This window comes from Pseudomonas carassii (genome assembly GCF_036324045.1).
Classification (GTDB): Bacteria; Pseudomonadota; Gammaproteobacteria; order Pseudomonadales; family Pseudomonadaceae; genus Aquipseudomonas; species Aquipseudomonas peradeniyensis.
On sequence record NZ_JAZDCT010000002.1, the window covers coordinates 1 to 26,107 of the forward strand.

At 65.3% G+C, this 26,107-nt stretch carries 24 protein-coding genes; 14 read left to right on the forward strand and 10 right to left on the reverse strand.

The genetic code is table 11. The annotated features are described in order from the left end of the window. Positions 1–177: 177 nt before the first annotated feature. A complete protein-coding gene (locus V0R62_RS01465; protein WP_330102418.1) occupies positions 178–1,284 on the forward strand; it encodes an NADH:flavin oxidoreductase/NADH oxidase in 1,107 nt (368 codons plus the stop codon). Position 1,285: 1 nt separating this feature from the next. Here V0R62_RS01465 and V0R62_RS01470 read toward each other — a convergent pair whose 3' ends face one another. Further along, entirely contained in the window at positions 1,286–1,618 is a 333-nt protein-coding gene (locus tag V0R62_RS01470) for a type II toxin-antitoxin system HicB family antitoxin (RefSeq protein WP_330102419.1), read from the reverse strand. Between the two features lie 284 nt (positions 1,619–1,902). Between V0R62_RS01470 and V0R62_RS01475 the strand changes: the two genes are divergently transcribed. The 8 genes from V0R62_RS01475 (at position 1,903) to V0R62_RS01510 (ending at position 11,133) form a co-directional block, all read left to right on the forward strand. Beyond that, on the forward strand, positions 1,903–2,586 hold the full coding sequence (locus V0R62_RS01475; protein WP_186715138.1) for a tellurite resistance TerB family protein: 684 nt from the start codon (positions 1,903–1,905) through the stop codon (positions 2,584–2,586). A gap of 128 nt (positions 2,587–2,714) precedes the next feature. Further along, positions 2,715–4,337, forward strand: coding sequence for a methyl-accepting chemotaxis protein (locus V0R62_RS01480; protein ID WP_330102420.1), 1,623 nt, complete (start codon positions 2,715–2,717; stop codon positions 4,335–4,337). A gap of 5 nt (positions 4,338–4,342) precedes the next feature. Continuing rightward, positions 4,343–4,864, forward strand: a complete 522-nt coding sequence (locus V0R62_RS01485) for a chemotaxis protein CheW (protein ID WP_330102421.1) — start codon at positions 4,343–4,345, stop codon at positions 4,862–4,864. Further along, positions 4,861–6,114 carry a CheR family methyltransferase gene (locus V0R62_RS01490; RefSeq protein ID WP_330102422.1) on the forward strand — a complete coding sequence of 418 codons (1,254 nt, stop codon included), beginning with the start codon at positions 4,861–4,863 and terminating at the stop codon, positions 6,112–6,114. The genes V0R62_RS01485 and V0R62_RS01490 overlap by 4 nt, the downstream gene beginning before the upstream one ends. Then, positions 6,111–6,776: a chemotaxis protein CheW gene (locus tag V0R62_RS01495; protein WP_330102423.1), complete on the forward strand. Its 666-nt coding sequence runs from the start codon at positions 6,111–6,113 to the stop codon at positions 6,774–6,776. The genes V0R62_RS01490 and V0R62_RS01495 overlap by 4 nt, the downstream gene beginning before the upstream one ends. Beyond that, positions 6,773–9,067 carry a hybrid sensor histidine kinase/response regulator gene (locus V0R62_RS01500; RefSeq protein ID WP_330102424.1) on the forward strand — a complete coding sequence of 765 codons (2,295 nt, stop codon included), beginning with the start codon at positions 6,773–6,775 and terminating at the stop codon, positions 9,065–9,067. Before V0R62_RS01495 ends, V0R62_RS01500 begins: the two co-directional genes overlap by 4 nt. Further along, positions 9,064–10,077 carry a chemotaxis response regulator protein-glutamate methylesterase gene (gene cheB, locus V0R62_RS01505; protein WP_330102425.1) on the forward strand — a complete coding sequence of 338 codons (1,014 nt, stop codon included), beginning with the start codon at positions 9,064–9,066 and terminating at the stop codon, positions 10,075–10,077. The genes V0R62_RS01500 and cheB overlap by 4 nt, the downstream gene beginning before the upstream one ends. A 51-nt stretch (positions 10,078–10,128) precedes the next feature. Continuing rightward, positions 10,129–11,133: a response regulator gene (locus V0R62_RS01510; protein ID WP_050704372.1), complete on the forward strand. Its 1,005-nt coding sequence runs from the start codon at positions 10,129–10,131 to the stop codon at positions 11,131–11,133. A 109-nt stretch (positions 11,134–11,242) separates the two neighbouring features. On the opposite strand, the gene dacB is transcribed toward V0R62_RS01510, so the two are convergent. After that, positions 11,243–12,706, reverse strand: coding sequence for a D-alanyl-D-alanine carboxypeptidase/D-alanyl-D-alanine endopeptidase (gene dacB / locus V0R62_RS01515; RefSeq protein ID WP_330102426.1), 1,464 nt, complete (start codon positions 12,704–12,706; stop codon positions 11,243–11,245). A gap of 184 nt (positions 12,707–12,890) precedes the next feature. On the opposite strand from dacB, the gene V0R62_RS01520 reads away from it, so the two are divergent. After that, a complete protein-coding gene (locus V0R62_RS01520) occupies positions 12,891–13,235 on the forward strand; it encodes a YggL family protein (RefSeq protein WP_280082942.1) in 345 nt (114 codons plus the stop codon). A 29-nt stretch (positions 13,236–13,264) separates the two neighbouring features. Here V0R62_RS01520 and V0R62_RS01525 read toward each other — a convergent pair whose 3' ends face one another. The 6 genes from V0R62_RS01525 to V0R62_RS01550 form a co-directional block, all read right to left on the reverse strand. After that, positions 13,265–16,897 carry a transporter substrate-binding domain-containing protein gene (locus V0R62_RS01525; protein WP_330102616.1) on the reverse strand — a complete coding sequence of 1,211 codons (3,633 nt, stop codon included), beginning with the start codon at positions 16,895–16,897 and terminating at the stop codon, positions 13,265–13,267. Positions 16,898–16,904: 7 nt separating this feature from the next. Further along, complete coding sequence (locus tag V0R62_RS01530; protein ID WP_280082941.1) at positions 16,905–17,525, reverse strand: response regulator transcription factor; 621 nt, start codon at positions 17,523–17,525, stop codon at positions 16,905–16,907. Positions 17,526–17,806: 281 nt separating this feature from the next. Beyond that, positions 17,807–19,138: a deoxyguanosinetriphosphate triphosphohydrolase gene (locus V0R62_RS01535; RefSeq protein ID WP_330102427.1), complete on the reverse strand. Its 1,332-nt coding sequence runs from the start codon at positions 19,136–19,138 to the stop codon at positions 17,807–17,809. A 78-nt stretch (positions 19,139–19,216) separates the two neighbouring features. Further along, positions 19,217–19,555 (reverse strand): hypothetical protein, encoded by a 339-nt coding sequence (locus V0R62_RS01540; RefSeq protein WP_330102428.1) that lies wholly within the window; start codon positions 19,553–19,555, stop codon positions 19,217–19,219. Next, positions 19,552–19,926 (reverse strand): phage holin family protein, encoded by a 375-nt coding sequence (locus tag V0R62_RS01545; RefSeq protein WP_330102429.1) that lies wholly within the window; start codon positions 19,924–19,926, stop codon positions 19,552–19,554. Before V0R62_RS01545 ends, V0R62_RS01540 begins: the two co-directional genes overlap by 4 nt. A gap of 9 nt (positions 19,927–19,935) precedes the next feature. After that, complete coding sequence (locus tag V0R62_RS01550; RefSeq protein ID WP_186713711.1) at positions 19,936–20,247, reverse strand: DUF883 family protein; 312 nt, start codon at positions 20,245–20,247, stop codon at positions 19,936–19,938. 304 nt (positions 20,248–20,551) lie between these two features. Here V0R62_RS01550 and V0R62_RS01555 point away from each other — a divergent pair, with 304 nt between their 5' ends. From V0R62_RS01555 to V0R62_RS01570, 4 genes are all read left to right on the forward strand, one after another. Then, entirely contained in the window at positions 20,552–21,760 is a 1,209-nt protein-coding gene (locus tag V0R62_RS01555; protein ID WP_330102430.1) for an ammonium transporter, read from the forward strand. Between the two features lie 72 nt (positions 21,761–21,832). Beyond that, positions 21,833–22,069, forward strand: coding sequence for a glutaredoxin family protein (locus tag V0R62_RS01560; protein ID WP_050704806.1), 237 nt, complete (start codon positions 21,833–21,835; stop codon positions 22,067–22,069). 68 nt (positions 22,070–22,137) lie between these two features. Continuing rightward, entirely contained in the window at positions 22,138–22,446 is a 309-nt protein-coding gene (locus tag V0R62_RS01565) for a hypothetical protein (protein WP_050704807.1), read from the forward strand. A gap of 50 nt (positions 22,447–22,496) precedes the next feature. After that, positions 22,497–23,381: a pseudouridine synthase gene (locus V0R62_RS01570; protein ID WP_330102431.1), complete on the forward strand. Its 885-nt coding sequence runs from the start codon at positions 22,497–22,499 to the stop codon at positions 23,379–23,381. Positions 23,382–23,472: 91 nt separating this feature from the next. Here the strand turns inward: V0R62_RS01570 and V0R62_RS01575 are convergent, their stop codons facing one another. Together V0R62_RS01575 and V0R62_RS01580 are read right to left on the reverse strand one after the other, a co-directional pair. Then, entirely contained in the window at positions 23,473–25,038 is a 1,566-nt protein-coding gene (locus tag V0R62_RS01575; protein ID WP_330102432.1) for a methyl-accepting chemotaxis protein, read from the reverse strand. A gap of 200 nt (positions 25,039–25,238) precedes the next feature. Next, a complete protein-coding gene (locus tag V0R62_RS01580; protein ID WP_330102433.1) occupies positions 25,239–26,015 on the reverse strand; it encodes a CPBP family intramembrane glutamic endopeptidase in 777 nt (258 codons plus the stop codon). Positions 26,016–26,107 lie beyond the last annotated feature (92 nt).

Consider the following 26,107-nt stretch of genomic DNA (forward strand, 5'->3'; position numbering starts at 1 on the left):
CAATGAATGCGCATAAAAAAATCAAAACAATCATCCCCGACCCCGACCCCGACCCCAGGATCCCAAGAACCCAGAACACCCCCCACCCCATGGTCTAGTCTGAAACCTACCGGTACCGGCCCACCCCAAACCACAAAAGCCGGCCCGGAAACCATTGGAGTCCCTGGGAGGTGCCCCATGAGCCTGCTGCTCGAGCCATACACCCTGCGTCAGCTGACCCTGCCCAACCGCATCGCCGTATCCCCCATGTGCCAGTACTCCGCCGTCGACGGCCTGGCCAATGACTGGCACCTGGTTCACCTGGGCAGCCGCGCGGTCGGTGGCGCGGGCCTTGTGATCACTGAGGCCGTCGCGGTCACCGCCGATGGACGCATCACCGCCGAGGACCTCGGCTTGTGGAGCGACGCCCAGATCAAACCCCTGCAACGCATCACCCGTTTCATCACCGCTCAAGGCGCCGTTCCAGGTATCCAGCTGGCCCATGCCGGGCGCAAGGCCAGCACCCACAGGCCGTGGCTCGGCAAGCAGGGCAGCGTCAAGATCGAGGAGGGCGGCTGGCAACCGGTCGGGCCGTCGAAGATCGCCTTCGACCCGCAGCACACCGCGCCGCGTGAATTGACCAAGGACGAGGTCCAGGACGTGGTCGCCGCGTTCGTCGCCGCGACCGAGCGGGCATTGCAGGCCGGCTTCAAGGTGGTCGAGATCCACGCCGCCCACGGCTACCTGCTGCACCAGTTCCTCTCGCCGTTGAGCAACCAGCGCCGCGATGAATACGGCAGTTGCTTCGAAAACCGCATCCGCCTGACCCTGCAGGTTGTCGAGGCGGTACGCAAGGCCTGGCCGCAGGAGCTGCCGCTGTTCGTGCGGGTGTCGGCCACCGACTGGGTCGAGGATGGCTGGAATCCGGACGAGACCGTCGAACTGGCCCGTCGCCTACGCGCCCTGGGCGTCGACCTGATTGACGTGTCGTCAGGGGGCACCTCGGTCAATGCCGAGATCCCCACCGGCCCCGGCTACCAGACCCGCTTCGCCGAACGGGTACGCAAGGAGTCGGAAATCGCCACCGGCACCGTTGGCATGATCACCGAACCGGCCCAGGCCGAGCATATCCTGCGCACCGGCCAGGCCGATGTGATCTTCCTCGCCCGCGAGCTACTGCGCGACCCGTACTGGCCATTGCATGCCGACGACGACCTGGGTGGCAACAAGGCGACCTGGCCGGCGCAGTATCAGCGGGCCACCAGCCGGGCCAACCCCATCCACGAGTCGGACTTGCGCGACTGACTCAGCCGCTGGCCGCCTGGCTGAGGATGTCGCTGACCCACTGGTTGATGCTCTTCTGCGCCAGCTCGGCCTTGGCCGCCACGCTGGCGTGGAGGGTGGGCTCCAGGCGCAGGCTGAGTTTTCCGGAGTAGGTCTTCTGCGGTTCGCGCCCCAGGCGCTGGCAGGTTTCGAGGTGGTCGTCGACGGCTTCCTCGAACGCCTGGCGCAGTTCGCTGATCGATTCGCCATGGAAGCCGATCACATCGCGGATGCCGGCGACATGGCCAACCAGCAACTGGTCTTCGTCGCTGCATTCGATGCGGGCCGAGTAGCCGCGGTAGTTCATGACATTCATGGGGTAACTCCTGCCTGATGATCATTCGCGGTATCACTCTGTGATACCAGTGCCATGAAGCTCAATAGATCAACGGTAGGGCGCAGCATGGGCAATTCGTGGGAAATGTCGCGCGGTTGTGCGGAAAAACCGCTGTGCCATGGTAACGCTCCCTACTGGAAGCAACTGGCGGAGCCAACAAACCAAGGTGGGCAACATCCGGATGCAAATGCGTTAAGCGTGGCTTCAGCTTGCCGGCCTACTCTGGAGCCCTACCTACTTTGGACGCTTGCGAGGTCTGCCAGATGAACACCCGTGGTCTGCTTGATCAGCTATTGAAAACCGGTCAATCCATGCTGCAGAACCAACAGGGCAAGGGCACCAGCCACAAGGGCTCCGGTAGCCTCGGCAGCCTGCTGTCCGGTGCCGGCGGTGGCGCGTTGGCGGCCGGAGCCATGGGCCTGCTGCTGGGGAACAAGAAGGCGCGCAAGTACGGCGGCAAGGCGCTCACCTACGGCGGATTGGCCGCGCTTGGCGTGCTGGCCTACAAGGCCTATGGCAACTGGCAGGCGCGCCAGGGCGCGGGCAATCACGAGCCGCAGACCCTCGACCGCCTGCCGCCGGCCCAGGCCGAGCAACATAGCCAGGCCGTGCTTCGGGCGCTGGTGGCAGCGGCCAAGTCCGATGGCCATATCGACGAACGCGAGCGGGCGTTGATCGAAGGCGAATTCACCCGCCTGGACAGCGACCGCGAGTTGCAGCACTGGCTGCATGCCGAGCTGAACAAGCCTTTGGACCCGGCCGAGGTCGCCCGCGCCGCGCAGACCCCGGAAATGGCCGCCGAGATGTACCTGGCCAGCGTGATGATGGTCGATCAGGAGAACTTCATGGAGCGCGCCTATCTCGATGAATTGGCCCGCCAGCTGCGCCTCGACCCGAACCTGCGCCAGGAACTGGAGAACCAGGTCAGGCTTGCCGCGAGTCAATGAACCGGCATTTGGCCACCTGAACGGGCACGGACGCCTGAATACCGCTGCATTCAGCCGCAATTGAACGGGAAGCCTGGGCTATACTTCGGCGATTTTTCCCGCTCGTATCGAATTCCTGAGGGCTGAATGTGAAGAACTGGACCTTGCGCCAACGGATCCTGGCAAGTTTCGCCGTGATCATCGCCATCATGCTGCTGATGATCGTGGCCGCCTACTCGCGGCTGGTGGCGATCGAGTCCAGCGAGGAAGCCGTGGGGTCCGACAGCATCCCCGGCGTCTACTACAGCTCGATGATCCGCAGTGCCTGGGTCGACAGCTACGTCACCAGCCAGCAGTTGGTGGGGCTGTCCAACCACCGCGAGATCACCACGGCCGACCTTGAGTTGTTCAAGAGTTTCGACGATCGCCTCAAGAAACATATGGCCAGCTACCAGGCGACTATCCGCGACGCGGCCGACCAGGCGGCCTTCGACGACTTCACCCGTCTGGAGGAGGAGTACGTCAAGCTCGTCGACCAGGTCCTGGAAACCTACCGCCAGAAGAACTACCCCGAAGCCCAGCGCTTGATCATGGATGTGCTCACCCCGGCCTGGAAGGAAGGGCGCCAGCATTTGAACGAGGTGATCGAGCGTAACCGCGAGTCCGCCGACCAGGCCACCAACGACATCGTCAGTGCGGTCAACACCGCCAAGGGCAGCATGATCGTCTCGTTGTTGCTGGCCATCATCGCCGCTGGTGTCTGCGGCCTGCTGCTCATGCGGGCGATCACCGCGCCCATGCAACGCATCGTCCACGGCCTGGACGGCCTGCGCTCCGGCGATCTGAGCATGCGCCTGAACCTGGACCGCAAGGATGAGTTCGGCGCGATCGAGGGGGGCTTCAACGAGATGGCCGAGTCCCTGGCCAACCTGGTGGCCCAGGCCCAGCGCTCGTCGGTGCAGGTGACCACCTCGGTCACCGAGATTGCCGCCACCTCCAAGCAGCAACAGGCCACCGCCACCGAAACCGCCGCCACTACCACCGAGATCGGCGCCACGTCGCGGGAAATCGCCGCCACCTCGCGCGACCTGGTGCGTACCATGACCGAAGTCACCAGCGCCGCCGACCAGGCTTCGAGCCTCGCCGGCTCCGGCCAGCAGGGCCTGGCGCGCATGGAGGAAACCATGCACCAGGTGATGGGCGCCGCCGACCTGGTCAATGCCAAGCTGGCGATCCTCAACGAGAAGGCCAGCAACATCACCCAGATGGTGGTGACCATCGTCAAGGTCGCCGACCAGACCAACCTGCTGTCGCTCAACGCCGCCATCGAAGCGGAGAAGGCCGGCGAATACGGCCGTGGTTTCGCCGTGGTCGCCACCGAGGTGCGGCGCCTGGCCGACCAGACCGCCGTGGCCACCTACGACATCGAGCAGATGGTGCGCGAGATCCAGTCGGCGGTGTCGGCCGGGGTGATGGGCATGGACAAGTTCTCCGAGGAAGTGCGCCGCGGCATGTTCGAGGTGCAGCAGGTCGGCGAGCAACTGAGCCAGATCATCCACCAGGTGCAGGCGCTGGCGCCGCGGGTGCTGATGGTCAACGAAGGCATGCAGGCCCAGGCCACCGGTGCCGAGCAGATCAACCAGGCACTGGCCCAGCTCAGCGATGCCAGCACCCAGACCGTCGAGTCGCTGCGCCAGGCCAGCTTCGCGATCGACGAACTGAGCCAGGTGGCCGCCGGGCTGCGGGGTGGTGTGTCGCGGTTCAAAGTCTGACGACGATGAACGACATGTCCCCCCGCGAGGCGCGCGTCACCACTGAAAAGGGCGTGCTGTACCTGCAGTTTCGCATCGCCGACCAACGTTTCGCCCTGGATGTGCGCGAGGTGATCGAGGTCTTGCCGCATCGTGCGCTCAAGCCCATTGCCCAGGCCCCGGCCTGGGTGGCCGGCGTGCTCGCCCATCGCGGTGCGCTGGTGCCGGTGATCGACCTGTCGGCGCTCAGTTTCGGCTCGCCGGCCCAGTCGCGTAGCAGCACGCGCCTGGTACTGGTGCATTACCGCGCCGATCCACAGCGTCCGCAGTTGCAGCTTGGGCTGATCCTGGAGCAGGCCACCGATACCCTGCGCTGCGCGCCTGACGACTTCCAACCCTACGGGCTGGACAATGCCGAGGCGCGTTACCTCGGACCTGTGCGCCAGGACGCCCGGGGCTTGCTGCAACGCATTGAGTTGGACGACCTTTTGTCGGACGCGGTGCGCGAGTTGCTCTATCCGCTGGAGCCAGGGCAGGTGCAGGCATGACTGAGCAGCGTTTCTTCCGCTTCTTGCAGGAGCGTATCGGCCTGGACGTCGAGTCGGTCGGCGCGGCGATGGTCGAGCGTGCCTTGCGCCAGCGCTGCACACTCGTGCAGGCCGAGAACCTGGACGACTATTGGATACGGTTGCAACAGTCGACCGATGAGCAACAGGCGCTGATCGAGGCGGTCATCGTTCCGGAGACCTGGTTCTTCCGCTATCCCGAATCCTTCACCGCGCTGGCGGGGCTGGCCCACAAGCGTGTGGCTGAGCTGGCTGGTGCCCGGCCGTTGCGGATCCTCAGCCTGCCGTGCTCCACCGGCGAGGAGCCGTATTCGATCGCCATGGCGTTGCTCGACGGCGGGCTGAGCCCCGGGGCATTCCGTATCGACGGCATCGACATCAGCCCCAGCTCGGTGGCCAAGGGCGAGCAAGGGGTCTATGGCCGCAACTCGTTCCGCGGCAGTGAACTGGCCTTCCGCGAGCGGCATTTCACTGCCGTCGATGAGGCCCATCGCCTGGATGAGCGGGTGCGCCAGCAGGTCAGCCTGCAGGTGGGCAACGTGCTCGATCCGGCGCTGCGGGCGCGTGAAGGCTTTTACGATTTTGTGTTCTGTCGCAATCTGCTGATCTATTTCGACGTACCGACCCAGCAGCGGGTGTTCGAGGTGCTCAAGCACCTGACCCATGCCCAGGGCGTGCTGTTCATCGGTCCGGCCGAGGGCAGCCTGCTGGCGCGCCTGGGTATGCGGCCGCTGGGGATCGCCCAGTCGTTCGCTTACGTACGTCAGGATGAAGCGCCGCCGGTCATCATCGCCAAGCCGGCGCCAGTGGCCCGCCCAGCAGTCGTGCCACCCGTGCCACCGCGTATCGTGACGCTGCCGCCGCGAGTCGGCAGGCCGAATGCCGTGCCAGTCGCCAAGGCGATGCCGGCCAAGGATGAGGCGCAGCTGCTGGCCAGCATCGCCCAGCATGCCAATGCCGGCGACAGCGCCCAGGCCAGGGACGGCTGCGAGCGCTATCTGCGCACGTTCGCGCCCAAGGCGCAGGTCTACTACTGGCTGGGGTTGCTCAGCGACACCGAGGGAGATGTCGCGCAAGCCATCACCCATTACCGCAAGGCCCTCTACCTCGAGCCGCAGCACCCGGAGGCGCTGATGCACCTGGCCATGCTGCTGGCCGCGCAGGGTGACGAGGCGGGCGCGCGACGCCTGCAGGAACGTGCCGCCCGGGCTGGCCGGGAGTCTGAACGATGAGCGGCGGATACCACATGCAACTGATCGCCCACGATGACGAGCAGATCGATGACTGCTGGAACCGTATCGGGGTGCATGGCGACAAACAGTGCCCTTTGCTGCCACGGCATGTGCATTGCCGCAATTGCGAGGTCTATGCCGAGGCGGCCACGCGCCTGCTCGACCGCTATGCGCTGATTCAGGATGAACAGCTCGAGACGCCAGTCGTGCAGGAAGAGGCGGTCGGCCGCTCGATGCTGCTGTTCCGCCTGGGCGAGGAGTGGCTGTCGCTGGCCACCGCCTGCCTGGCCGAGATCGCCCCGTTGCAGCCGGTGCACTCGTTGCCTCACCAGCGTTCGCGGGTGCTGCAGGGGGTCGCCAATGTGCGCGGGGCGCTGGTGCCTTGCCTGTCGCTGGCCGACCTGCTGGGCGTGCCGGTCGAGGCGGGCAGCGAGCGCGGGGGGCGGAGCATGCCGCGCATGCTGATCCTGGCGGCCGAAGGCGGGCCGGTGGTGGTGCCGGTGGATGAGATCGACGGGATCCATCGCCTCGACCCGGCGAGCCTGGACAATGGCCGCGATGCGGCGCACTTCACTGCGGCGGTGCTGCAGTGGCGTGGGCGCAGCGTGCGTGTGCTGGATGAACAACACCTGATGTCAGCCGTGAAGCGGAGCCTGTCATGACCCCGGAGCAAATGCGCGATGCGTCGCTGCTCGAGCTGTTCAGCCTGGAGGCCGAGGCCCAGACCCAGGTGCTCAGCGCGGGCTTGATGGCGCTGGAGCGCAACCCCGCGCAACCCGATCAGCTCGAGGCCTGCATGCGTGCGGCGCACTCGCTCAAGGGGGCGGCGCGGATCGTCGGTATCGACGCCGGGGTCAGTGTCGCCCACGTCATGGAAGACTGCCTGGTGGCCGCCCAGGAGGGCCGCCTGCTGCTGCGCCCCGAGCATATCGACGCACTGTTGCAGGGCACCGACCTGCTGATGCGTATCGCCACGCCGGGAGACCAGGACAGCGAGGCCGCCGTGGCGGTGTTCCTGGCGCAGATGGCGGCCTTGCTCGACCCCTCGGCGCCCTTGCTGGCCAACGCGCAGCCGAGCGCAGCGAGCCTGCCGCCAGTCGTCCAGCCCACACTGCCGGAGCCTGAGCCCCTGTCGCCACCTGAACCCGACGTCGAGGCTGAGCCGGTGCCTGCCCGCAAGGCCGGAAAACGCGGTGGTGAGGGCGGCGAGCGGGTGTTGCGGGTCACCGCCGACCGACTGAACAGCCTGCTGGATCTGTCGAGCAAGTCGCTGGTCGAGACCCAGCGCCTGAAACCCTACCTGGCCACCCTGCAGCGTCTGAAGCGTATGCATGGCCAGGGCATGCGGGGGCTTGACGGACTGAAGGCCCAGCTGGAGGAGAGCGGCCAGGGGCCAGAAGTGCTCGAAGCCCTGGCCCAGACCCAGCAGTTGCTGGCCGAAACCCAGCAAATCCTGTTGCAACAGGCGGCTGACCTGGACGAATTCGGCTGGCAGGCCAGCCAGCGCGCGCAGTTGCTCTACGACACGGCTTTGGCCTGTCGCATGCGTCCGTTCGCCGATGTGCTGACCGGACAGAGCCGGATGGTTCGCGACCTCGGCCGCTCGCTGGACAAGCCCGTGCGGTTGCTGATTGAAGGCGAGAAGACTCAGGTTGACCGCGATGTGCTGGAAAAGCTCGAGGCGCCGCTGACGCACCTGCTGCGCAACGCGGTCGATCACGGTATCGAGCTGCCCGAGCAGCGCCTGCTGGCCGGCAAGCCGAGCGAGGGCACGGTGCGCCTGCGCGCCTCGCACCAGGCCGGGCTGCTGATCCTCGAGCTGTCTGATGATGGTGCCGGTATCGATCTTGAGCGCCTGCGCCGCAGCATCGTCGAGCGCGCCCTGTCGCCGGCCGAAACCGTGGCGCAGATGAGCGAGGCCGAGCTGCTGACGTTCCTGTTCCTGCCAGGCTTCAGCCTGCGCGACACGGTCACCGAGGTCTCCGGACGCGGTGTCGGGCTGGACGCGGTGCAGCACATGGTCCGCGAACTGCGTGGCTCCATCGAGCTGACCCAGGTGGCGGGGCAGGGCTGCTGCTTCCACCTGGAAGTGCCGTTGACCCTGTCGGTGGTGCGCAGTCTGGTAGTCGAGGTGGGCGGCGAGGCTTATGCCTTCCCCCTGGCGCATATTGAGCGCACCGTCGAAGTGCCGGCCGAGGCCATTGTGCAGATCGAGGGCCGCCAGCACTTCTGGCACGAAGGGCGACATATCGGCCTGGTGGCCGCCAGCCAGTTGCTCAACCGGCCGGCGGCCCAGGGCGATGAACAAAGCCTGCGGGTGGTGGTGATCCGTGAGCGCGAGCAGCTCTACGGGGTCGCCGTCGAACGATTGATCGGCGAGCGAGTGCTGGTGGTGATGCCGCTGGACCCGCGCCTGGGCAAGGTCCAGGACATTTCCGCCGGGGCCCTGCTCGATGACGGCTCGGTGGTGCTGATCGTCGATGTCGAGGACCTGTTGCGCTCGGTGGACAAGCTGCTCAGCACCGGCCGCCTGGAACGTATCGAACGTGGCGGGCGGGGCGGCAAGGGCGTGGCACGCAAGCGCATCCTGGTGGTAGACGACTCGCTCACCGTACGCGAACTGCAGCGCAAGCTGCTGGGCAACCGCGGCTATGACGTGGCGGTGGCCGTCGATGGCATGGACGGCTGGAACGCCCTGCGCAGTGATGATTTCGACCTGCTGATCACCGACATCGACATGCCGCGCATGGACGGTATCGAGCTGGTCACCTTGGTAAGGCGCGACAACCGCCTGCAATCGCTGCCGGTGATGGTGGTGTCCTACAAGGATCGTGAAGAAGATCGGCGTCGTGGACTGGATGCCGGCGCCGACTATTATTTGGCCAAGGCCAGCTTCCATGATGATGCGTTGCTGGAGGCGGTCGTGGAGCTGATCGGAGGTGCACAGGGATGAGAATCGCCATCGTCAACGACATGCCCATGGCCGTGGAGGCCCTGCGCCGTGCGTTGGCCTTCGAACCCGCGCACCAGGTGATCTGGGTGGCGGGCAATGGCGCTGAGGCGGTGCGCCTGTGCGCCGAGCAGACCCCGGACTTGATCCTCATGGACCTGATCATGCCGGTGATGGACGGTGTCGAGGCCACCCGCCGGATCATGGCCGAGACCCCGTGCGCCATCGTCATCGTCACGGTGGACCGCAAGCAGAACGTGCACCGGGTATTCGAGGCCATGGGCCATGGTGCCCTGGATGTGGTCGATACCCCGGCGCTGGGTGCGGGCGACGCCCGGGAGGCGGCCGCGCCGTTGTTGCGCAAGATCCTCAACATCGGCTGGCTGATCGGCCAGCAGCGTCCCAGCGCCGCCCGCGCGGTGGCCGCGCCGCTGCGCGAGGCTTCGCAGCGCCGAGCCCTGGTGGCCATCGGCTCGTCGGCCGGTGGGCCGGCGGCGTTGGAAGTGCTGCTCAAGGGGTTGCCGCGCAGCTTTCCGGCGGCCATCGTGCTGGTCCAGCATGTCGACCAGGTGTTCGCTGCCGGCATGGCCGAATGGCTCAGCAGCGCGTCCGGCCTGCCGGTGCGTCTGGCCCGTGAGGGTGAGCCACCGCAGCCGGGGCAGGTGCTGCTGGCCGGCACCAACCACCATATCCGCCTGCTGAAGAATGGCGAGCTGGCCTACACTGCCGAGCCCGTCAACGAAATCTACCGGCCCTCGATTGACGTGTTCTTCGAGAGCGTGGCGCGCTACTGGTCAGGCGACGCGGTGGGCGTGCTGCTCACCGGCATGGGGCGCGATGGCGCCCAGGGCCTGAAACTGATGCGCCAGCAGGGTTTCCTGACCATCGCCCAGGACCAGCAGAGCAGCGCGGTGTACGGCATGCCCAAGGCCGCCGCGGCGATTGACGCGGCGGTGGAAATCCGTCCGTTGGAGCGAATCGCCGGGCGACTGATGGAAATCTTTTCGAAATGACGATATGTATTGAAGCGCGCCGCGTGGCCGGCGGTGAATGGGTGACTACGGATGAATGATCTACCGATCGAAGGTTTCACGACCATCAACGAAAGCGCGGCGATGGTCCTGCTGGTCGATGATCAGGCGATGATCGGCGAAGCGGTGCGCCGTGGCCTGGCCCACGAAGAGAACATCGACTTCCATTTCTGCGCCGACCCGCACCAGGCGGTGGCCCAGGCCATGCGCATCAAGCCCACGGTGATCCTCCAGGACCTGATCATGCCGGGTCTCGATGGCCTGACCCTGGTGCGCGAGTACCGCAACAACCCGGCCACCCAGGACATCCCGATCATCGTCCTGTCGACCAAGGAGGACCCGCTGGTCAAGAGCGCGGCTTTCGCCGCTGGGGCCAACGACTACCTGGTGAAGCTGCCGGACACCATCGAGCTGGTGGCGCGTATCCGCTACCACTCGCGCTCCTACCTCACGCTGCTGCAGCGCGACGAGGCCTATCGCGCCCTGCGAGTGAGCCAGCAACAGTTGCTCGATACCAACCTGATGCTGCAGCGGCTGATGAACTCGGACGGTCTCACCGGGCTGTCCAACCGCCGTCACTTCGACGAGTACCTGGAGCTGGAGTGGCGCCGGGCTATCCGTGAGCAGCAGCAATTGTCGTTGCTGATGGTCGATGTCGATTACTTCAAGGCGTTCAACGACAGTTTCGGCCACCTGGCCGGCGACGAGGCCCTGCGCCAGGTGGCCGAGGCCATCCGTGGCTGCTGTTCGCGGCCGACCGACCTGCCGGCGCGCTATGGCGGCGAGGAGTTCGCCCTGGTGCTGCCCAACACTTCACCCGGTGGCGCGCGCCTGGTGGCGGAAAAGCTGCGCCAGACCATCATGGGTCTGAAGATCGCCCATACCGTGCCCGAGGCGGCCTCGCACCTGACCGTGAGCATAGGCCTGGCGACCTTGACGCCGAGTGTCGGCAGTCATTGCCGGCAACTGATTTCGGCGGCGGACAAGGGGTTGTATCTGGCCAAGAACAGCGGGCGTAATCAGGTTGGGATTGCCTGAGCCGGTTCTCGCCAGAAGAGGGGCTGCAGGAGAACGAAGGTGACTAGGCGTCACCTTCGCCAATATCGAGCATCAAAAGCAACACCTTGAAAGCCTGGGCCCGATCAGGTCAAGGCATCACCCCAACAGTCCCATTCCCCGCCTTGGGCTGCCGATAAAGATCCAGCAACACCTGGTCCAGCACCTGCGAAGCCCCCCAGGGTTTGGGGTCATTGAGGATGGCCGCCACTGCCCAGGTGTGTCCGTTACTGTCCCGGCTGAACCCGGCAATCGCCCGCACGGTATTCAGGGTGCCGGTCTTGATATGCCCTTCGCCGGTCATGGCCGTGCGCTTGAGCCGCTTGCGCATGGTGCCGTCCATCCCCACCAGCGGCATCGAGCTGATGAACTCGGCTGCGTACGGGCTCTTCCAGGCCGCCTGCAACAGCGCCGCCATCTCGCGGGTACTGACCCGCTCGGCGCGGGAAAGTCCCGAGCCGTTCTCCATCACCAGGTGCGGTGAAGTGATGCCTTTCTTCGCCATCCATTGACGCACCACACGCTGGGCGGCCCGTGCGTCGTCGCCGTCGGCGTCGGTGCGGAACTGCGCGCCAAGGCTCAGGAACAGCTGCTGGGCCATGGTGTTGTTGCTGTACTTGTTGATGTCGCGGATCACTTCCACCAGGTCCGGCGAGAAGGCGCGGGCCAGCAGGCGGGCGCTCTTGGGCACGTTCTCGATGCGGTCGCGGCCCTGGATGCTGCCACCCAGCTCGTTCCAGATCGCTCGCACGGCGCCGGCCGCGTAGGTCGGGTGGTCCAGCAGCGACAGATAGGTCTGCGAGTTGCAGCCGTCGGCGAGCTGGCCACTGACCGTCACGCTGACGCCGTCCGGTTGGACGACCGGGTTGTAGCGCACCTCGCCGGTGCACTGCTTGCCGGCCACCGCTTTGACCTGGTTGTCGATGCGGATGCTGGCGATCGGCGGCTCGACCGAGACGTTGACCTTGCCGCCATCGTTGCGGGCAACGAATCGCAGGGCCTTGAGGTTGACCAGCAGCGAGTCCGGCTTGACCAGGAACGGTTTGTTTTCGTCGCCGCCGTCGTCATCGAACTGCGGCAGGTTGGGCTGGACGAAGTGGCTGCGGTCCAGGACCAGGTCGCCGGTGATGGTGCGCACGCCGTTGGCGCGCAGGTCGCGCATCAGCAGCCAGAGCTTCTCCATGTTCAGCTTGGGGTCGCCGCCACCCTTGAGGTACAGGTTGCCGTTCAGCACGCCGTTGCTCAGGGTGCCGTCAGTGTAGAACTCGGTTTTCCACTGGAAGGTGGGGCCCAGCAGTTCCAGCGCGGCGTAGGTGGTGACCAGCTTCATGGTCGAGGCCGGGTTGACCGACACGTCGGCGTTGAACACGGTCGCCGTGCCCGGGCCGTCCAGCGGCAGCATGACCAGGGACAGGGCGGAGTCCTGCAGCTTGTTGGTCTTGAGCGCCTGCTGCACCTTCGGTGGCAGGCTGGTGTTGACGGCGGCGGCCTGCACGGACAGCGACAGGGGCAGGAACAGGCCGGCGAGCAGCAGTGGGCGGAGCGTCTTGATCATAAATGGACAAACCCTGCAGGCGAGGGAAAAGACAACGGGGCTGTAGGAAGTGATGGCCCCAGGACAAATGTAGTGCGCATTATGCCCCAAGCAGAACGTGCATGGGCTTCATTCGACGGAAAAGCGCCGTTAGGCGCCGGAAACTGGTAAAGTGCCGCGCGTAATTAATTGAGAGGATTGTTTCATGGCTACCAACCGTTCCCGTCGTCTGCGCAAGAAACTGTGCGTGGACGAATTCCAGGAGCTGGGTTTCGAACTGAACCTGGACTTCAAGGAAGATCTGTCCGATGAAGCCATCGATGCCTTCCTCGACGCCTTCCTGACCGAAGCCATGGATGCCAACGGCCTGGACTACGTCGGCGGCGACGACTTCGGCCTGGTCTGCAAGGCCACCCGTGGTTCGGTCAGCGAAGAACAGCGCGCCGCTGTCGAAGCCTGGCTGAAAGGCCGCAGCGAACTGACCAAGATCGAAGTCAGCCCGCTGTTGGACGCCTGGTACCCGGAAAAGCCGGTCAACCCGGCTTCCTGAACGATGCTGGCGGTACGGCCTGTACCGCCTCATCCGGCCTCGGCCAGGCACTCCCGCTGCCTGGCCAGGGCTTTCTCCACACGGCGCATATGCCGTGCCAGCACCTGGCGGCGCCTTTTCAGTTCAGCCTGAGGCAGGTCCGTCTCTTCCAGTGCCTCGCACGCCTCGATCAATGCCTGCGCATCCAGCATCCGCCCCGCGCTGAGGATCTTGTGTGCCTGTAGCGCCAGTTCGGCGCCTTCACGCCGCGGGTCGATGGCCATCAGGATCTTCAGGTCCTGGCGCAGGCTCAGCAGCAGGGTGTCGAGGATGCGGTCGCGGTCGGCGAGGTTGTCGCCGACGATCGCGGACAGACCCTCCAGGTCGAAGCGCGGTGGTGGGGCCGGGCGGACGTCGTCCTGTCGAGTGATCCGTGCGATGGCTCTCAGGCGTTGCCCCAGCACCTGCAGGCCGATGGGTTTGAGCAGGCAGTCGTCCATGCCGGCGTCCAGGCACTGTTGACGCACCTCAGGCTGGGCATTGGCGGTGTAGCCGAGAATGGTACAGCGTGGCCGCTCATGCAGGCGCTCCTCCAGGCGCACGGTCCTGGCCAGCTGGTAGCCATTCATTTGCGGCATGTTGCAGTCGACGATGAGCACATCGAAACAGCCCTCACGCCACTTGCGCAGCCCTGCCTGTCCATCCTCGGCGCTTTCCTGGCTCAGGCCCAGGTAGTTCAGTTGCTGGGCCATCAACAGAAGGTTGGCCGGGTGGTCGTCGACCACCAGGATGCTCAATTGCTGGTCGGGTTGCAGGATGTCGATGGCGGGGCGCGGCAGGGCCGCGACCGGCTCGACACACTGCAACGGCATCATCAGGCGTACGCGGGTACCGACCCCCTGCAGGCTTTGCAGGGTGAGCTCGCCGCCCATCATCGCGCACAGGTCACGGCTGATGACCAGCCCCAGCCCGGTACCAGCCCGGGCACCGTCGCTGTAGGGGTTGGCCTGCACGAAGGGCGAGAACAGACGTTGCAGGTCCTGCTCGTGTATCCCGATGCCGCTGTCGCGGACCTCCAGATCGAGTGTCGGCAAGGCTGGATCGCCGTCGTCGCGTAGCCTGACAGTGATGCGTACCTGTCCCTGTTCGGTGAACTTGATCGCGTTGCTCACCAGGTTCGACAGCACCTGCTTGAAGCGCAGGGGGTCAAGCATGGCATGACAGCGGGCTTCTCGGGCGATCACCACGTCCAGCACCAGGCCCTTGTGCCGGGCCAGACCATCGAAAACACGCCCGACCGACTCGATCAGGGCCGCCAGGTCGACAGGCTCGGGGGTCAGGGACATTTGCCCGGATTCGATCCGGGCGATATCCAGGATATCGCCGATCAGCCCCAGCAGGTCGCTGGCCGAATGATGGGCGACTTCCAGCGCCGGGCGGTCCGGCTTGCCCTGGTCGGCGCGCTTGAGGGCCAGTTCCAGCATGCCGATGAGTGCGTTCATCGGGGTGCGGATCTCATGGCTGATGGTGGCCAGGAACGTACTTTTGGCGCGGTTGGCGTCATCGGCCTGCTGTTTGGCCAGGCGTAGGTCCTGGACCAGGTTGCGACGCTCGCTGATGTCGATCCAGCCACCGATGATGCCCTGCATTTCGCCCAGGGAGTCGCGGTAGGGCAGGATCCAGTGATAGATCGTCAGGTCGCGATCCTTCAGGCGCAGCGGCCGGTCGAGAATCAGCGGTTTGCCCTGCGCCATCACCCGCTGGTAATCGTCCTGGACCTGGAGCGTGTAGTCGCAGTCGCTGTAAGGCGCGTCTTCCAGGCGCTTGCCCAGGACCTGCTCGAGGCTGGCGCCGACCGCCTGCAGGTAGCTGTCGTTACAGCTTTGCAGGCGTCCCTCGCGATCGCGCACATACATCGGATGGGGCGTGCCGTTGAGCAGGGCGCCCATGAACTCCAACTGGTCGTTGAGCGCCCGTTCGGCCCGTTGGCGCTGCTTGATCTGGCGGCGCAGCCGGGCATTCCATACCAGCGCGAGCACCAGCAGGACGGCAATGACTCCCACCACCTGCAGGATCACCCGACGGTAGCTGCGCCAGTAGGCGTCGTCCCGCAGGCCGTGGTCCCGCCAGCGGCTGTTGATCACCCCCAGTTCCTCCGGCGAAATGCTCAGCAACGCCTTGTCGAGGATCGCGCCCAGCTCGTTGGCGTCGGGGGCGGTCGCCATGGAGAATGTCGCCGGCTCCGTGCCCACGGTGCTGCGGATCACCAGGTTGTTGCTGGTGGCGAGCATGTGGTTGGCATCGATCAGGGTGGCGATCGCCGCATCCACCGCGCCGCTGCCAAGCAGCACCATGGAGTAGTAGGTGCTTTCGGTGGCGACCTGGTGGATCCGTGGGTGGCGTGTCGCGAGCAGGGTGGCCACGGTGCTGTCGCGGGGCACGGCGACGCGCTTGCCCTTGAGTTGCTTGAGGCTGCTGGGCTGGTTGCTGCCGGTGTGGCTGACCAGCACGTAGGCGCTTTCCAGGTAGGGGCGGCTGACCTGCAGCGGGCTGCCCCGACGGGCGTCGGTGGAGAGGCTGGCGATGATGTCGGCGCGGCCGGACTCGAGCTGGTCGATCATGTCGCCATCGCCACTGGCACGGCGGATCTCGAAGCGCAGCCCGGTGCGCAGGCGGATCAGTTCGAGCAGGTCGGCGACGATGCCGCGCAGACGATCATTGCTGTCGAAGAACGTCAGGGGCGCGGCCGTATCGTTGACCACCACGCGCATGATCGGGTGCTCACTCAGCCACTTTTCCTCGCGCGCCGACAACTGCAGCTTGCGGTCGGTCAGCAGGCTGCCGCTGCTGGCGCTCCAGCGCTTGAATATGTCGTTGCGGCTGGCGTTGGGCTGGGCGTCGAGCGCGGCGTCCACCAGGGCCTGGAGGGTGCGCGCGTCCTCGCGCATGGCAAAACTGAACCCAACGGCCTCGTGCTTGCCGAAATTGGCCATGCGCAGGTGCGGCAGGTGCCCCTGGCTGATCAGGTAGTGGGTAGAGATGGTATCGCCGATGAACACGTCCGCCTGCTCGAAGGCCACGGCATTCAAGGCCTGGGTGGACGACTCGAAGGTGAGCAGCTCGGCTTTGGGGTAGTTGGCGTGGATCTCCCCGGGGGGCAGGTAGTGGTACAGCATGCTCAGGCGCATGCCCGCCAGGCCCGTGTCCAGCGCCCGGGTTTCATCCTCGCGGGTCACCAGCACGGGTTGGTCGATGGCGTAGGGGCGTGACAGGGCAAGGCCCTGGGTCAGCGCCTCATAGCCGTTGGCACTGCCCAGCAGATCGATATGGCCACTCTTGAGCGCCGCGACCGCCGCCGGCCGGCTGGGAAAGCGCTGTACCCGCACCGGCAGGCCCAGGGCGCTGCCGATCAGGCCGGCGTAGTCAGCGGTCAGTCCCTGGTACTCGCGCCCGCCGGTAGCGATGTCGAACGGTGGGTAATCGGGGGCCGAGGTGCCCAGCACCAGTTCCCGACGCTCCGCGAGCCAGCTGCGCTGGGCGGGTGTCAGGGTGGGTTGGACGGAGGTCGGCGCCGAACGGCTGAGCAGGGTGTAGGTCCGGCCCGTGTCGACGGTGACGCCGGCACCCTGCAGCGGCGTGCCCACCCCGAGGCAGAGCAGCGATGTAACGATACACCTCCACATCACGACCTCAGACCAGTGCGTTGCGCTTGGCGACGTCGATCAACTCCACCAATGTGCTGGCGCGCAACTTGTGCATCAGGCGCTTCTTGTAGGTGCTGACAGTCTTGTTGCTGAGAAACATGCCCTTGGCAATCTCCTTGTTGCTGCGACCCTGGGCAAAGAGTTGCAAGACCATGAGTTCCCGGTCGTTGACCTGGCGGAACAGTTCCAATTCCTGGTTGCTGCCGGTTGGCGGTGGATTGAGTGCCTGGCTGGGGAAATAGTTGTAACCGGACAGTACGGCCTTGATGGCGCTGAGCAGTTCGCTGAGGTCTTCCTGCTTGCACACGTAGCCGGCTGCGCCGGAGTGCATGCAGCGTACGGCGAACAGGGCCGGTGATTGGGCGGTCAGCACCAGGACTTTCAGTGGAATGGCCATGGCCTGCAGGCGCGAGAGCATTTCCAGGCCGTCCAGCTTGGGGATGCTGATATCGAGAATGACCAGGTCCGGCGGCGTTTCGCGGATCATCTGCATGGCGTCCACGCCGTTATCCGATTCACCGACCACCTTGTATCCCTGGTTTTCCAGCAACATCCGTATCGCCAAACGTATGACGGGATGGTCATCAACAATAAAGACTGAGTGCATATTCAACATTCCATGCTGCGCGTGAAGGCAGCCGGCACATTAGCTCAGTTGAATGTCGGCGGGCAGGGAAGTAACTGCCAAAACAGGGATATAGGAATTTACTTACAGTACAGACGAAACACTGCTACGAATGATGTGGATATTGTCAGGCGTTTGTCAGGGTTTGATCGTTTTTGTGAGTCTTGGCAGTGGCCATGTTTAATCGAAGACAATATTGCGTGGGAAATTTCATGCGTATTAAACGCGAGTGGCAAACAGGCGCCTGCCACCCCGTCATTCCCTTATTTCGGACTGGAGCGCCCGGTCATTTCCAGGGCCATTTCGCTGGCGTAGCTGTCGGTCATCCCGGCGATGAAGTCGATCATGCGCAGGAAGGCGCTGTGCAGCGAACCGTGTGGGTCGGGGGCATTGTTGCCGATCAGGTCCAGCACCCGCCGGCTCTTGAACGACGGGGTGCGCCCGCCATGCTGCTCCAGCGCCGCGCCACAGAAGGTGTTGAGCAGGATCTCCAGGGTCGTGTAGGCGCCGATCTCGTGCAGGGTCTTGCGCTTGTCCTGGAAGATCTTCTTGCGCGCCATGTCCTTGGCCTGCAGCACGCAGCGTTGTGCCGGGCCGTGCATGTGCTCGACCAGGTCGCCTGTGAGCTGGCCGGCTAGCAGGGCCTGTTGCTGTTCGACGAAGGCCTGGGCGGCGGCGTTGGTCAGGTGTTCGATGGCCTTGCCGCGCAGGATCGCCAGCTTGCGCCTACGTGATTCGCCGGGCCCCAGCAGGCGATAGGTTTCCGGTAGATCATCGCCCACCAGGTCCAGCAGCAGTGATTCGACCTCGGCGTATTGCAGCAGGTCCATCTCCAGCCCGTCCTCGAGGTCGATCAGGGCGTAGCAGATGTCGTCGGCGGCCTCCATCAGGTACACCAGGGGATGACGGGCCCAGCGCTGGTGTTCCAGCTGCGGCAGGCCGAGCTTGCCGGCGATCTGCTCGAGCAGCCCCAGTTCGCTCTGGTAGCAGCCAAACTTGTGCTTCTTGTAACCCAGTGCGTCGGCATGGCGTGCTGCCCATGGGTACTTGAGGTAGGCGCCGAGGGTGGCGTAGGTCAGGCGCATGCCGCCGTCGAACTGGTGGTACTCCAGTTGGGTGAGCACGCGAAAGCCCTGGGCGTTGCCCTCGAAGTTGAGGAAGTCGGCACGCTGGTCGTCGCTCATGTCGTCCAACCAGCCGCGCCCGGCGGCCTGCTGGAACCAGTGGCGAATGGCGTCCTCGCCGGAGTGGCCGAACGGCGGGTTGCCGATGTCGTGGGCCAGGCAGGCCGACTGCACGATCATCCCCAAGTCGCTCGGTTCGCACCAGTCTGGCAGTTGCTCGCGCAGGGTCTCGCCGACGCGCATGCCCAGCGAGCGGCCGACGCAGCTGACCTCCAGGGAATGGGTGAGGCGGGTGTGGATATGGTCGTTGCTGGACACCGGGTGCACCTGGGTCTTGCGCCCCAGGCGGCGGAAGGCGCCGGAGAAGATGATGCGGTCGTGGTCCTTGTGGAACGGGCTGCGGCCGAGTTCCTCGGGGCTGTAGAGGGCCTTGCCCAGTCGTTCGCGGGTCAGCAGTGTGTGCCAGTCCAAGGCGTGTTCTCCCATCGTAGAGTCGGGATAGCTTCCTGCGTCCGGCGCGCCCGCGCAAGCGTCGGGCGCGCCTTGGCCTCAGGGGCGGCGGCTGTTGCCGAGGAACAGGCGGATCAGCGGCACCAGGCTGGTGCCCAGGCGTACCAGGCGTACCAGGCGCGTCAGGTTGCCGCTGCGTACGCCCTTGCCGGTGAGAAAACCAAGGGCGACGACGGCGCCGATGCCCCACAGCGAGCCGTGCTTGACCCCCAGGCCCTCGCCGAACGAGCCGCCCATGCCGCGCAGGCGGCGGACCGGTTCGAGCAACTGGCCGGACTCGTGGCGGATTTCCTGACGGTGCATTTCCATGCGCAGGCGCAGCAGTGCCTTGCGCAGCTCACGCGGGTTTCGGGTGTTGGGCAGTTCGGGCAGGCTCATGGCAGCAGGCGCTCCCGATCCTTGGCCAACTCCTCGAGGGTGGCGTTGAACGGCGAGGATTCATCGAACACCGCGGCCTTCAGGCGCAGGCCGCAGTACAGCGCGGCGACTCCGTAGAACACGCACAGGCCGATGATCCCGGCCAGGCGGTAACTGTCCCACAGCAGCACCAGCACCAGGCCCGACAGCGCGGTCAGCAGCAGCAGGGCGAATACCAATGCCAGGCCTGCGAACAACAGCAGGCTGAGGGTGCGGGCCTTCTGCTCCTGCAACTCGATGCCGAACAGCTCGATATGGCTGTGCAGCAGCCCCAAGATGGCCGCGCCCAGGCGCCGACCGGAGGCGCCGGTGCCGATGGCGTCGTTGTCCATGCCGGCTCCTCAGCGCTTGGCCAGCAGGCCGATCAGCAGGCCGACGCCGGCGGCGATGCCGATGGCCTGCCACGGGTTCTCCTGCACGTACTCCTCGGCGCTGCCGAGGGCCGCTTGGCCACGGGCGCGCACCGAGTCCTGGGTCAGTTGCAGGGTTTCGCGGGCCTGCACCAGGCGTTCGTGGATCTGCTCGCGCAGCTCGTCGGCCTGGTCGCCGGCCAGGTTGGCGGTGTCGGCGAGCAGCTTCTCGGTGTCGCGGACCAGGGCCTGGAAGTCAGCCATCAATATTTCCTGTGCAGTCTTTGCCGATTTGCTGGCCATGGATGGGCCTCTCCCTGTGGATGTGTACTGGCTATTTCGAGTGATCGGTGACGCGGAAGGTTCAGCAGGATGTGTTGGTACAGCGCTTGCTAAAAAGCGGTGCGTGTCCGCCGAGGCTTGCGCCGAAACCATGCGCCAGCGCTGCGGATACCGCTAAACCTTAACCCAATCCACGACAAACCCAAGAAAAAACCACGCAGGCGCCGCCCGGCTCACCGAAACGGGGCAGGGGCCTGGCACCGATCCGGTGCATGGATGCCGGTTCTTGAACTGTCCTGGTGCCTTTTTGCAGGTCTGCCACTTCATGGAAAACATGCACAGCGCGATGGACTCCCTGGTCCATGGCTCCAACACCTTGTTCATCCTCATGGGCGCGATCCTGGTCCTGGCCATGCACGCGGGGTTCGCCTTTCTCGAGGTCGGCACGGTGCGCTACAAGAACCAGGTCAACGCCCTGTCGAAGATCCTCAGCGACTTCGCCATCTCGGCCCTGATGTATTTCTTCATCGGCTACTGGGTCGCGTACGGTGTGAGCTTTCTGCAGCCGGCGGCGACGCTGGCCAGTGATCACGGCTATGCGCTGGTCAAGTGCTTCTTCCTGCTGACCTTCGCCGCGGCCATTCCGGCGATCATCTCCGGCGGTATCGCCGAGCGCGCGCGCTTTGCGCCACAACTGTGCGCGACGGCTTTGATCGTGGCGTTTATCTACCCGTTCTTCGAAGGCATTGTGTGGAATGGCAACTTCGGCCTGCAGGCCTGGTTGCAGGCGCGTTTCGGCGCGCCGTTCCATGATTTTGCCGGTTCCGTGGTGGTGCATGCCATGGGCGGCTGGCTGGCGCTGGCGGCGGTGCTGCTGCTCGGTGCGCGCCGTGGCCGCTACCGCGACGGGCGCCTGGTGGCCTTTGCGCCGTCGAGCATTCCGTTCCTGGCGCTGGGCTCATGGATCCTGATCATCGGCTGGTTCGGCTTCAACGTCATGAGCGCGCAGACCCTGCAGGGGGTGAGCGGGCTGGTGGCGATCAACTCGCTGATGGCCATGGTCGGCGGCACGCTGTCGGCCTTGCTGGCAGGGCGCAACGACCCGGGCTTTCTGCACAACGGCCCGTTGGCCGGCCTGGTGGCGGTGTGCGCGGGCTCCGACCTGATGCACCCGGTTGGCGCGCTGGTCACCGGGCTGGTGGCCGGTGCTCTGTTCGTCTGGTGCTTCACCGCCGCGCAGAACCGCTGGAAGATCGACGACGTGCTGGGGGTGTGGCCATTGCACGGCCTGTGCGGTGTGTGGGGCGGCATCGCCTGCGGCGTGTTCGGACAGGCGGCCCTGGGCGGCTTGGGCGGCGTCAGCCTGGTCAGCCAACTGCTGGGGAGCCTGGCGGGCGTGCTGGTGGCGCTGGCCGGCGGTTTTGCCGTATATGGCCTGATCAAGGCGCTGCATGGCCTGCGCCTGAGCCACGAGGAGGAGTTCCAGGGGGCGGACCTGGCCGTGCACCGGATCGGCGCCACCAGCCAGGATTGAGCCAGGTCAGGTGCGCGTTGGCGGGGACGGACCTAGAATGAGCATCCATTCATGCGAATTACGGATGTCTGCATGCTCCCTGAAACCCAGTTGTTCGGCACCGTGGGGTGCCACCTGTGCGAAGTGGCCGAGGCTGTGCTGATGCCATTCGTCGAGCACGGCCTGCTGGTCGAGCTGGTCGATATCGCCGACAGCGAGGCGTTGTTCGAACGCTACGGGCTGAGCATCCCGGTGCTGCGCCGTTGCGACACCGGCGCCGAACTTGGCTGGCCGTTCGATGCCGAACAGGTGGTGGCCTTCCTCGGCTGAGTCGCGCATTGACGAAGAGGTGGCTCGCTCCGTATGCTGTATATAAATACAGTATCCGAGGTGAAGCCATGCTCAATGTCGAGCAACTCAAGTACAGCATCAATCACATGGCTCCCGAGCGTGTGTGCGAGGCCGTGCTGGAATTGCGCCTCGACGGCATCGTCACCGACGAGCGCACGCCGTTCGGCAAGGTGCATTTCAACACCTGCTTCGCCGAGATCGAGGCGCTGTTCCAGCGCGCCGGCTTCCACCGTCCGCTGGACGTGGTGGGCTACCAGGGCCTGAGCTACGCCCTCTACGATCCGGGGCGCTGGGACGCGGTGCAGGTGCTGCGCTGGCTCAAGGCGCGTTGCGAGCCGGCCAGCGAGGCTGGTTGAGGGGCGTGGGGTAGGGGATAATGCCGCTCCCTGCAAAACCGAGCCTGATGATGATCACGCCTTTCGACCCCGCCCGCCAGCAAGCCAGCACCGTATGCCTGCCCCCAGGGTCCTGGACGACCGTGCTCGACTGCCTGTGCGATCATTTCAAGGGCATCGACCGTGAGCAGTGGCTCGACCGCTTCGCCCGGGGCCGGGTGCTGAATGCCGATGGCCAGCCTATTGCGGCGGATACGCTTTATCGGCGGGGCATGCGTTTGCACTATTTCCGTGAAGTGCCCAACGAGAAGGTGATCCCGGTGCAGGAAGAAATCCTGCATGTCGACGAGCATCTGGTGGTGGCAGACAAACCGCACTTCCTGCCTGTCACGCCCACCGGCGAGTACGTCGAGCAGACGCTGTTGCGACGACTGATCCGGCGTCTGGACAACCCGCACCTGGTGCCGCTGCACCGCATTGACCGACACACTGCCGGGCTGGTGCTGTTTTCCGCCAACCCGCAGAGCCGTGGCGCCTATCAGCGCCTGTTCCCTGAGCGGCGCATCGACAAGCACTACCAGGCCATCGCCGCGGCCATGCCGCAGCATGACTACCCGCTGGTGCACCGCAGCCGCCTGGTGCATGGCGAGCCGTTCTTCCGCATGCATGAAGTGGAAGGGGCCGACAACAGTGAAACCCACGCCTGTGTGCTGGAGAAAAACGGCGAGCTGTGGCGCTATGGCCTGTCACCGGTTACCGGCAAGACCCACCAGTTGCGCGTGCACATGGCGGCGTTGGGCGCGGGGATCTGCAACGATCCGTTTTACCCGCAGCTGGTCAACGAGCAGGATGATTACGCACGGCCGCTCAAGCTGCTGGCCCATAGCCTGCGCTTCGAGGATCCGTTGACGGGTGAGGTGCGTTACTTCGAGAGCCGGCTGACGCTCGACTGGTAAAAGCATCGCGGGGCAAGCCCGCTCCCACTGGCCTGGCGCTATGCACAGGACTTGTGGGAGAGGGCTTGCCCCGCGATGACGCCTACCGATTTCAGCGGTTGAAGCGTTCCACCAGCGAGTACTGGGTACCCGCCGTGCTGGTCAGCTCTTCGCTGAGCAGCGCCGAGCGCTGGGCCTGGCCGGAGGTCTGGTCGGCCAAATCGGCGATGGTGCTGATGTTGCGGCTGATCTCCTCGGCCACCGCGCTCTGCTCTTCGGTGGCGGCGGCGATCTGGGTGGCCATGTCGGTGATGTTGGCCACGGCCTCGCTGATGCCCACTAGCGCCTGGTCGGCCTCCATCACCCGCTCGACGCCTTCCTGGGCTTGGCGGTGGCCAGTCTCCATGGTCTGCACCGCATTGTTGGCGGTCTGTTGCAGCTTGGCGATCAGGGTGTGGATCTGCCCGGTGGATTCGGCGGTACGCTGGGCCAGCTGACGGACCTCGTCGGCGACCACGGCAAAGCCACGGCCCATCTCCCCGGCGCGCGCCGCTTCGATGGCGGCGTTGAGCGCCAGCAGGTTGGTCTGGTCGGCAATGCCCTTGATCACATCGACCACGCCGCCGATCTCGTCGCTGTCCTTGGCCAGCTGGGTGACGGTCAGCCCGGTCTCGCCCACGGCGGCGGACAACCGCTCGATGGCGTCACGGGTTTCGCCGGCGATGTTGCGACCCTGGCTGGTCAGGCGATTGGCTTCCTGGGTGGCGTCGGCGGTGCGCTGGACATGGTTGGCCACTTCCTGGGTGGTGGCGGCCATCTGGTTGACGGCGGCGGCGACCTGCTCGGTCTCCACCCGCTGGCGCTCCAGGCCCGACGAGCTCTGGTGGGCGAGGGCGTCGGACTGGCGAGCCTGGTCGCTGAGCTGCTCGGCGCTGTCCTGCAGGCGGGTCAGGCAGGTCTTCATCCGTGCGTCCTGGCTGAGCATGGCCATTTCCAGGCGTGCCTGGACACCGCGGCTGTCGGTGTACATCTGCGCGATCAGCGGGTCGGAGGTGGTCTGTTCGGCCAGGCGCAGCAGGCGCTTGAGGCCGCGCTGCTGCCAGCTCAGGCCGAGCAGGCCGAGCGGCACCGACAGGCCGGCGGCCAGAGCGAAGCCCCAGGAGTGGCCGAGCCAGTTGCCGATCAGGAAGCCGACCTGGCTGACCAGGATGAACGGTAGCCAGTCCTGCAGCACCGGCAGCCACTTGTCGCGTTTCGGGATGGCCGAGCGGCCCTGGTTGATGCGCTGGTATAGCGCTTCGGCGCGGCGGATCTGTTCGGCGGTGGGCTTGACCCGCACCGACTCGTAGCCGACCACCTGGTTGCTGTCGAAGATCGGCGTGACGTAGGCATTGACCCAGTAGTGGTCGCCCGACTTGCAGCGGTTTTTGACGATGCCCATCCACGGCAGGCCTTGCTTGAGGGTCTGCCACATGTGGGCGAACACGGCCGGCGGCACATCGGGGTGGCGCACCAGGTTGTGCGGCGCGCCCATCAGGTCCTCGCGGGAAAAACCGCTGATCTCGATGAAGGCATCGTTGCAGTAGGTGATCACGCCCTTGGCGTTGGTGGTGGAGATCAACCGCTGCTGGGCAGGGAAAGTCCGTTCTCTCTGGGTAATCGGCTGGTTGTTACGCATTGGCTGTTCAATCCGCAAGGCTTTCGACGGGTATCGGCAAGCCTCTGGTTTTATTGAATGAATATTTAACTGGCTTGATCTGGGGCAAGGTGCCATCAGTGCGGCTGAGCTAATGCAGCCCACCTGATCGCAGCCGTTGCCGCCAATATTGCAGTTTTCTTTATAAATGATGACGATCAGGTCTGATCATGACCGATTGTTCAATTAGGGGCCAGCATCGGGTAGCTGAAAGCGGCGAAGTGCGCCAGGTTGACGCAGGTGTGGCACAGCACCGCCGCCGCCAGCCCGCCATGGCGATAGGCCAGACCATACCCCACCCCGGCCAGGGTGGCCAGGTAGAACCATTGCCAGCCACCGGCCAGGTGCGCGAGGCCGAACAACAGCGCGGCCACCAGCAACGCCAGCCCTTCATGCCTGAACAGACGTTGCAGGCCGCCCTGGATATAGCCGCGGAACAGCAGTTCCTCGGTCAGGCTCACCAGCAGCAGGTTGTTCAGCAGCCACAGCCAGGCCTGGTCCGGCCATTTCGGTGCCCAGGCCAGCATGCCCAGGGCCCAGGCGCCACCCAGGCAGGCGAGCAGGGTCAGGGGCAGGGTCAGCGCCAGGCCCGGCAGCAGGCCGCGTGGGCGCAGTATCACCAGCCAGGGGCAGGCCAGCAGCAACCACAGGCCGATCAGGGGCTTGTCCAGGTTGAGGTACAGGGAGAAGGGCACGGCGCCGTCGCTGAGCACGGCCTTGTCGATCACCTTGGCGCTGTGGAAACCGGGTAGCCAGTGCAGGGCCAGGGCGATGGCCAGGACGATGAACAAAAGGTGGCCGAGACTCTGTTGCCAGCGCACCGGACGGCGGGCGAGCAGGGCACTGCACAGCAGCGCGAGCAAGGCGGGCAGGGCAGCGAGACCGAGGCTGCCGTAGGTCAGGGCGATCGCATAGCCGAGGGCGAGCAGGATCAGGGCGATCCAGTGGGGAAGAGGCATGACATTTCCTTAGTGCCGGTGAATCCGAGGAGGGTAGGACTTACCCCATGGCCTTCAGGACACTTGGATGTTTGCGCGTTTGGGCGGGTAAC

What these genes read in the sequence shown, in the direction of transcription:
- dacB (WP_330102426.1), bottom strand. Translation starts at nt 12,706, where the DNA reads ATGATCAAGACGCTCCGCCCACTGCTGCTCGCCGGCCTGTTCCTGCCC.
- V0R62_RS01540 (WP_330102428.1), bottom strand. Translation starts at nt 19,555, where the DNA reads ATGAGCCTGCCCGAACTGCCCAACACCCGAAACCCGCGTGAGCTGCGC.
- V0R62_RS01510 (WP_050704372.1), top strand. Translation starts at nt 10,129, where the DNA reads ATGAATGATCTACCGATCGAAGGTTTCACGACCATCAACGAAAGCGCG.
- V0R62_RS01565 (WP_050704807.1), top strand. Translation starts at nt 22,138, where the DNA reads ATGCTCAATGTCGAGCAACTCAAGTACAGCATCAATCACATGGCTCCC.
- V0R62_RS01495 (WP_330102423.1), top strand. Translation starts at nt 6,111, where the DNA reads ATGAGCGGCGGATACCACATGCAACTGATCGCCCACGATGACGAGCAG.
- V0R62_RS01545 (WP_330102429.1), bottom strand. Translation starts at nt 19,926, where the DNA reads ATGGACAACGACGCCATCGGCACCGGCGCCTCCGGTCGGCGCCTGGGC.
- V0R62_RS01490 (WP_330102422.1), top strand. Translation starts at nt 4,861, where the DNA reads ATGACTGAGCAGCGTTTCTTCCGCTTCTTGCAGGAGCGTATCGGCCTG.
- V0R62_RS01580 (WP_330102433.1), bottom strand. Translation starts at nt 26,015, where the DNA reads ATGCCTCTTCCCCACTGGATCGCCCTGATCCTGCTCGCCCTCGGCTAT.
- V0R62_RS01485 (WP_330102421.1), top strand. Translation starts at nt 4,343, where the DNA reads ATGAACGACATGTCCCCCCGCGAGGCGCGCGTCACCACTGAAAAGGGC.
- V0R62_RS01555 (WP_330102430.1), top strand. Translation starts at nt 20,552, where the DNA reads ATGGAAAACATGCACAGCGCGATGGACTCCCTGGTCCATGGCTCCAAC.
- V0R62_RS01575 (WP_330102432.1), bottom strand. Translation starts at nt 25,038, where the DNA reads ATGCGTAACAACCAGCCGATTACCCAGAGAGAACGGACTTTCCCTGCC.
- cheB (WP_330102425.1), top strand. Translation starts at nt 9,064, where the DNA reads ATGAGAATCGCCATCGTCAACGACATGCCCATGGCCGTGGAGGCCCTG.
- V0R62_RS01570 (WP_330102431.1), top strand. Translation starts at nt 22,497, where the DNA reads ATGATCACGCCTTTCGACCCCGCCCGCCAGCAAGCCAGCACCGTATGC.
- V0R62_RS01550 (WP_186713711.1), bottom strand. Translation starts at nt 20,247, where the DNA reads ATGGCCAGCAAATCGGCAAAGACTGCACAGGAAATATTGATGGCTGAC.
- V0R62_RS01470 (WP_330102419.1), bottom strand. Translation starts at nt 1,618, where the DNA reads ATGAATGTCATGAACTACCGCGGCTACTCGGCCCGCATCGAATGCAGC.
- V0R62_RS01525 (WP_330102616.1), bottom strand. Translation starts at nt 16,897, where the DNA reads ATGTGGAGGTGTATCGTTACATCGCTGCTCTGCCTCGGGGTGGGCACG.
- V0R62_RS01530 (WP_280082941.1), bottom strand. Translation starts at nt 17,525, where the DNA reads ATGCACTCAGTCTTTATTGTTGATGACCATCCCGTCATACGTTTGGCG.
- V0R62_RS01465 (WP_330102418.1), top strand. Translation starts at nt 178, where the DNA reads ATGAGCCTGCTGCTCGAGCCATACACCCTGCGTCAGCTGACCCTGCCC.
- V0R62_RS01520 (WP_280082942.1), top strand. Translation starts at nt 12,891, where the DNA reads ATGGCTACCAACCGTTCCCGTCGTCTGCGCAAGAAACTGTGCGTGGAC.
- V0R62_RS01500 (WP_330102424.1), top strand. Translation starts at nt 6,773, where the DNA reads ATGACCCCGGAGCAAATGCGCGATGCGTCGCTGCTCGAGCTGTTCAGC.
- V0R62_RS01475 (WP_186715138.1), top strand. Translation starts at nt 1,903, where the DNA reads ATGAACACCCGTGGTCTGCTTGATCAGCTATTGAAAACCGGTCAATCC.
- V0R62_RS01560 (WP_050704806.1), top strand. Translation starts at nt 21,833, where the DNA reads ATGCTCCCTGAAACCCAGTTGTTCGGCACCGTGGGGTGCCACCTGTGC.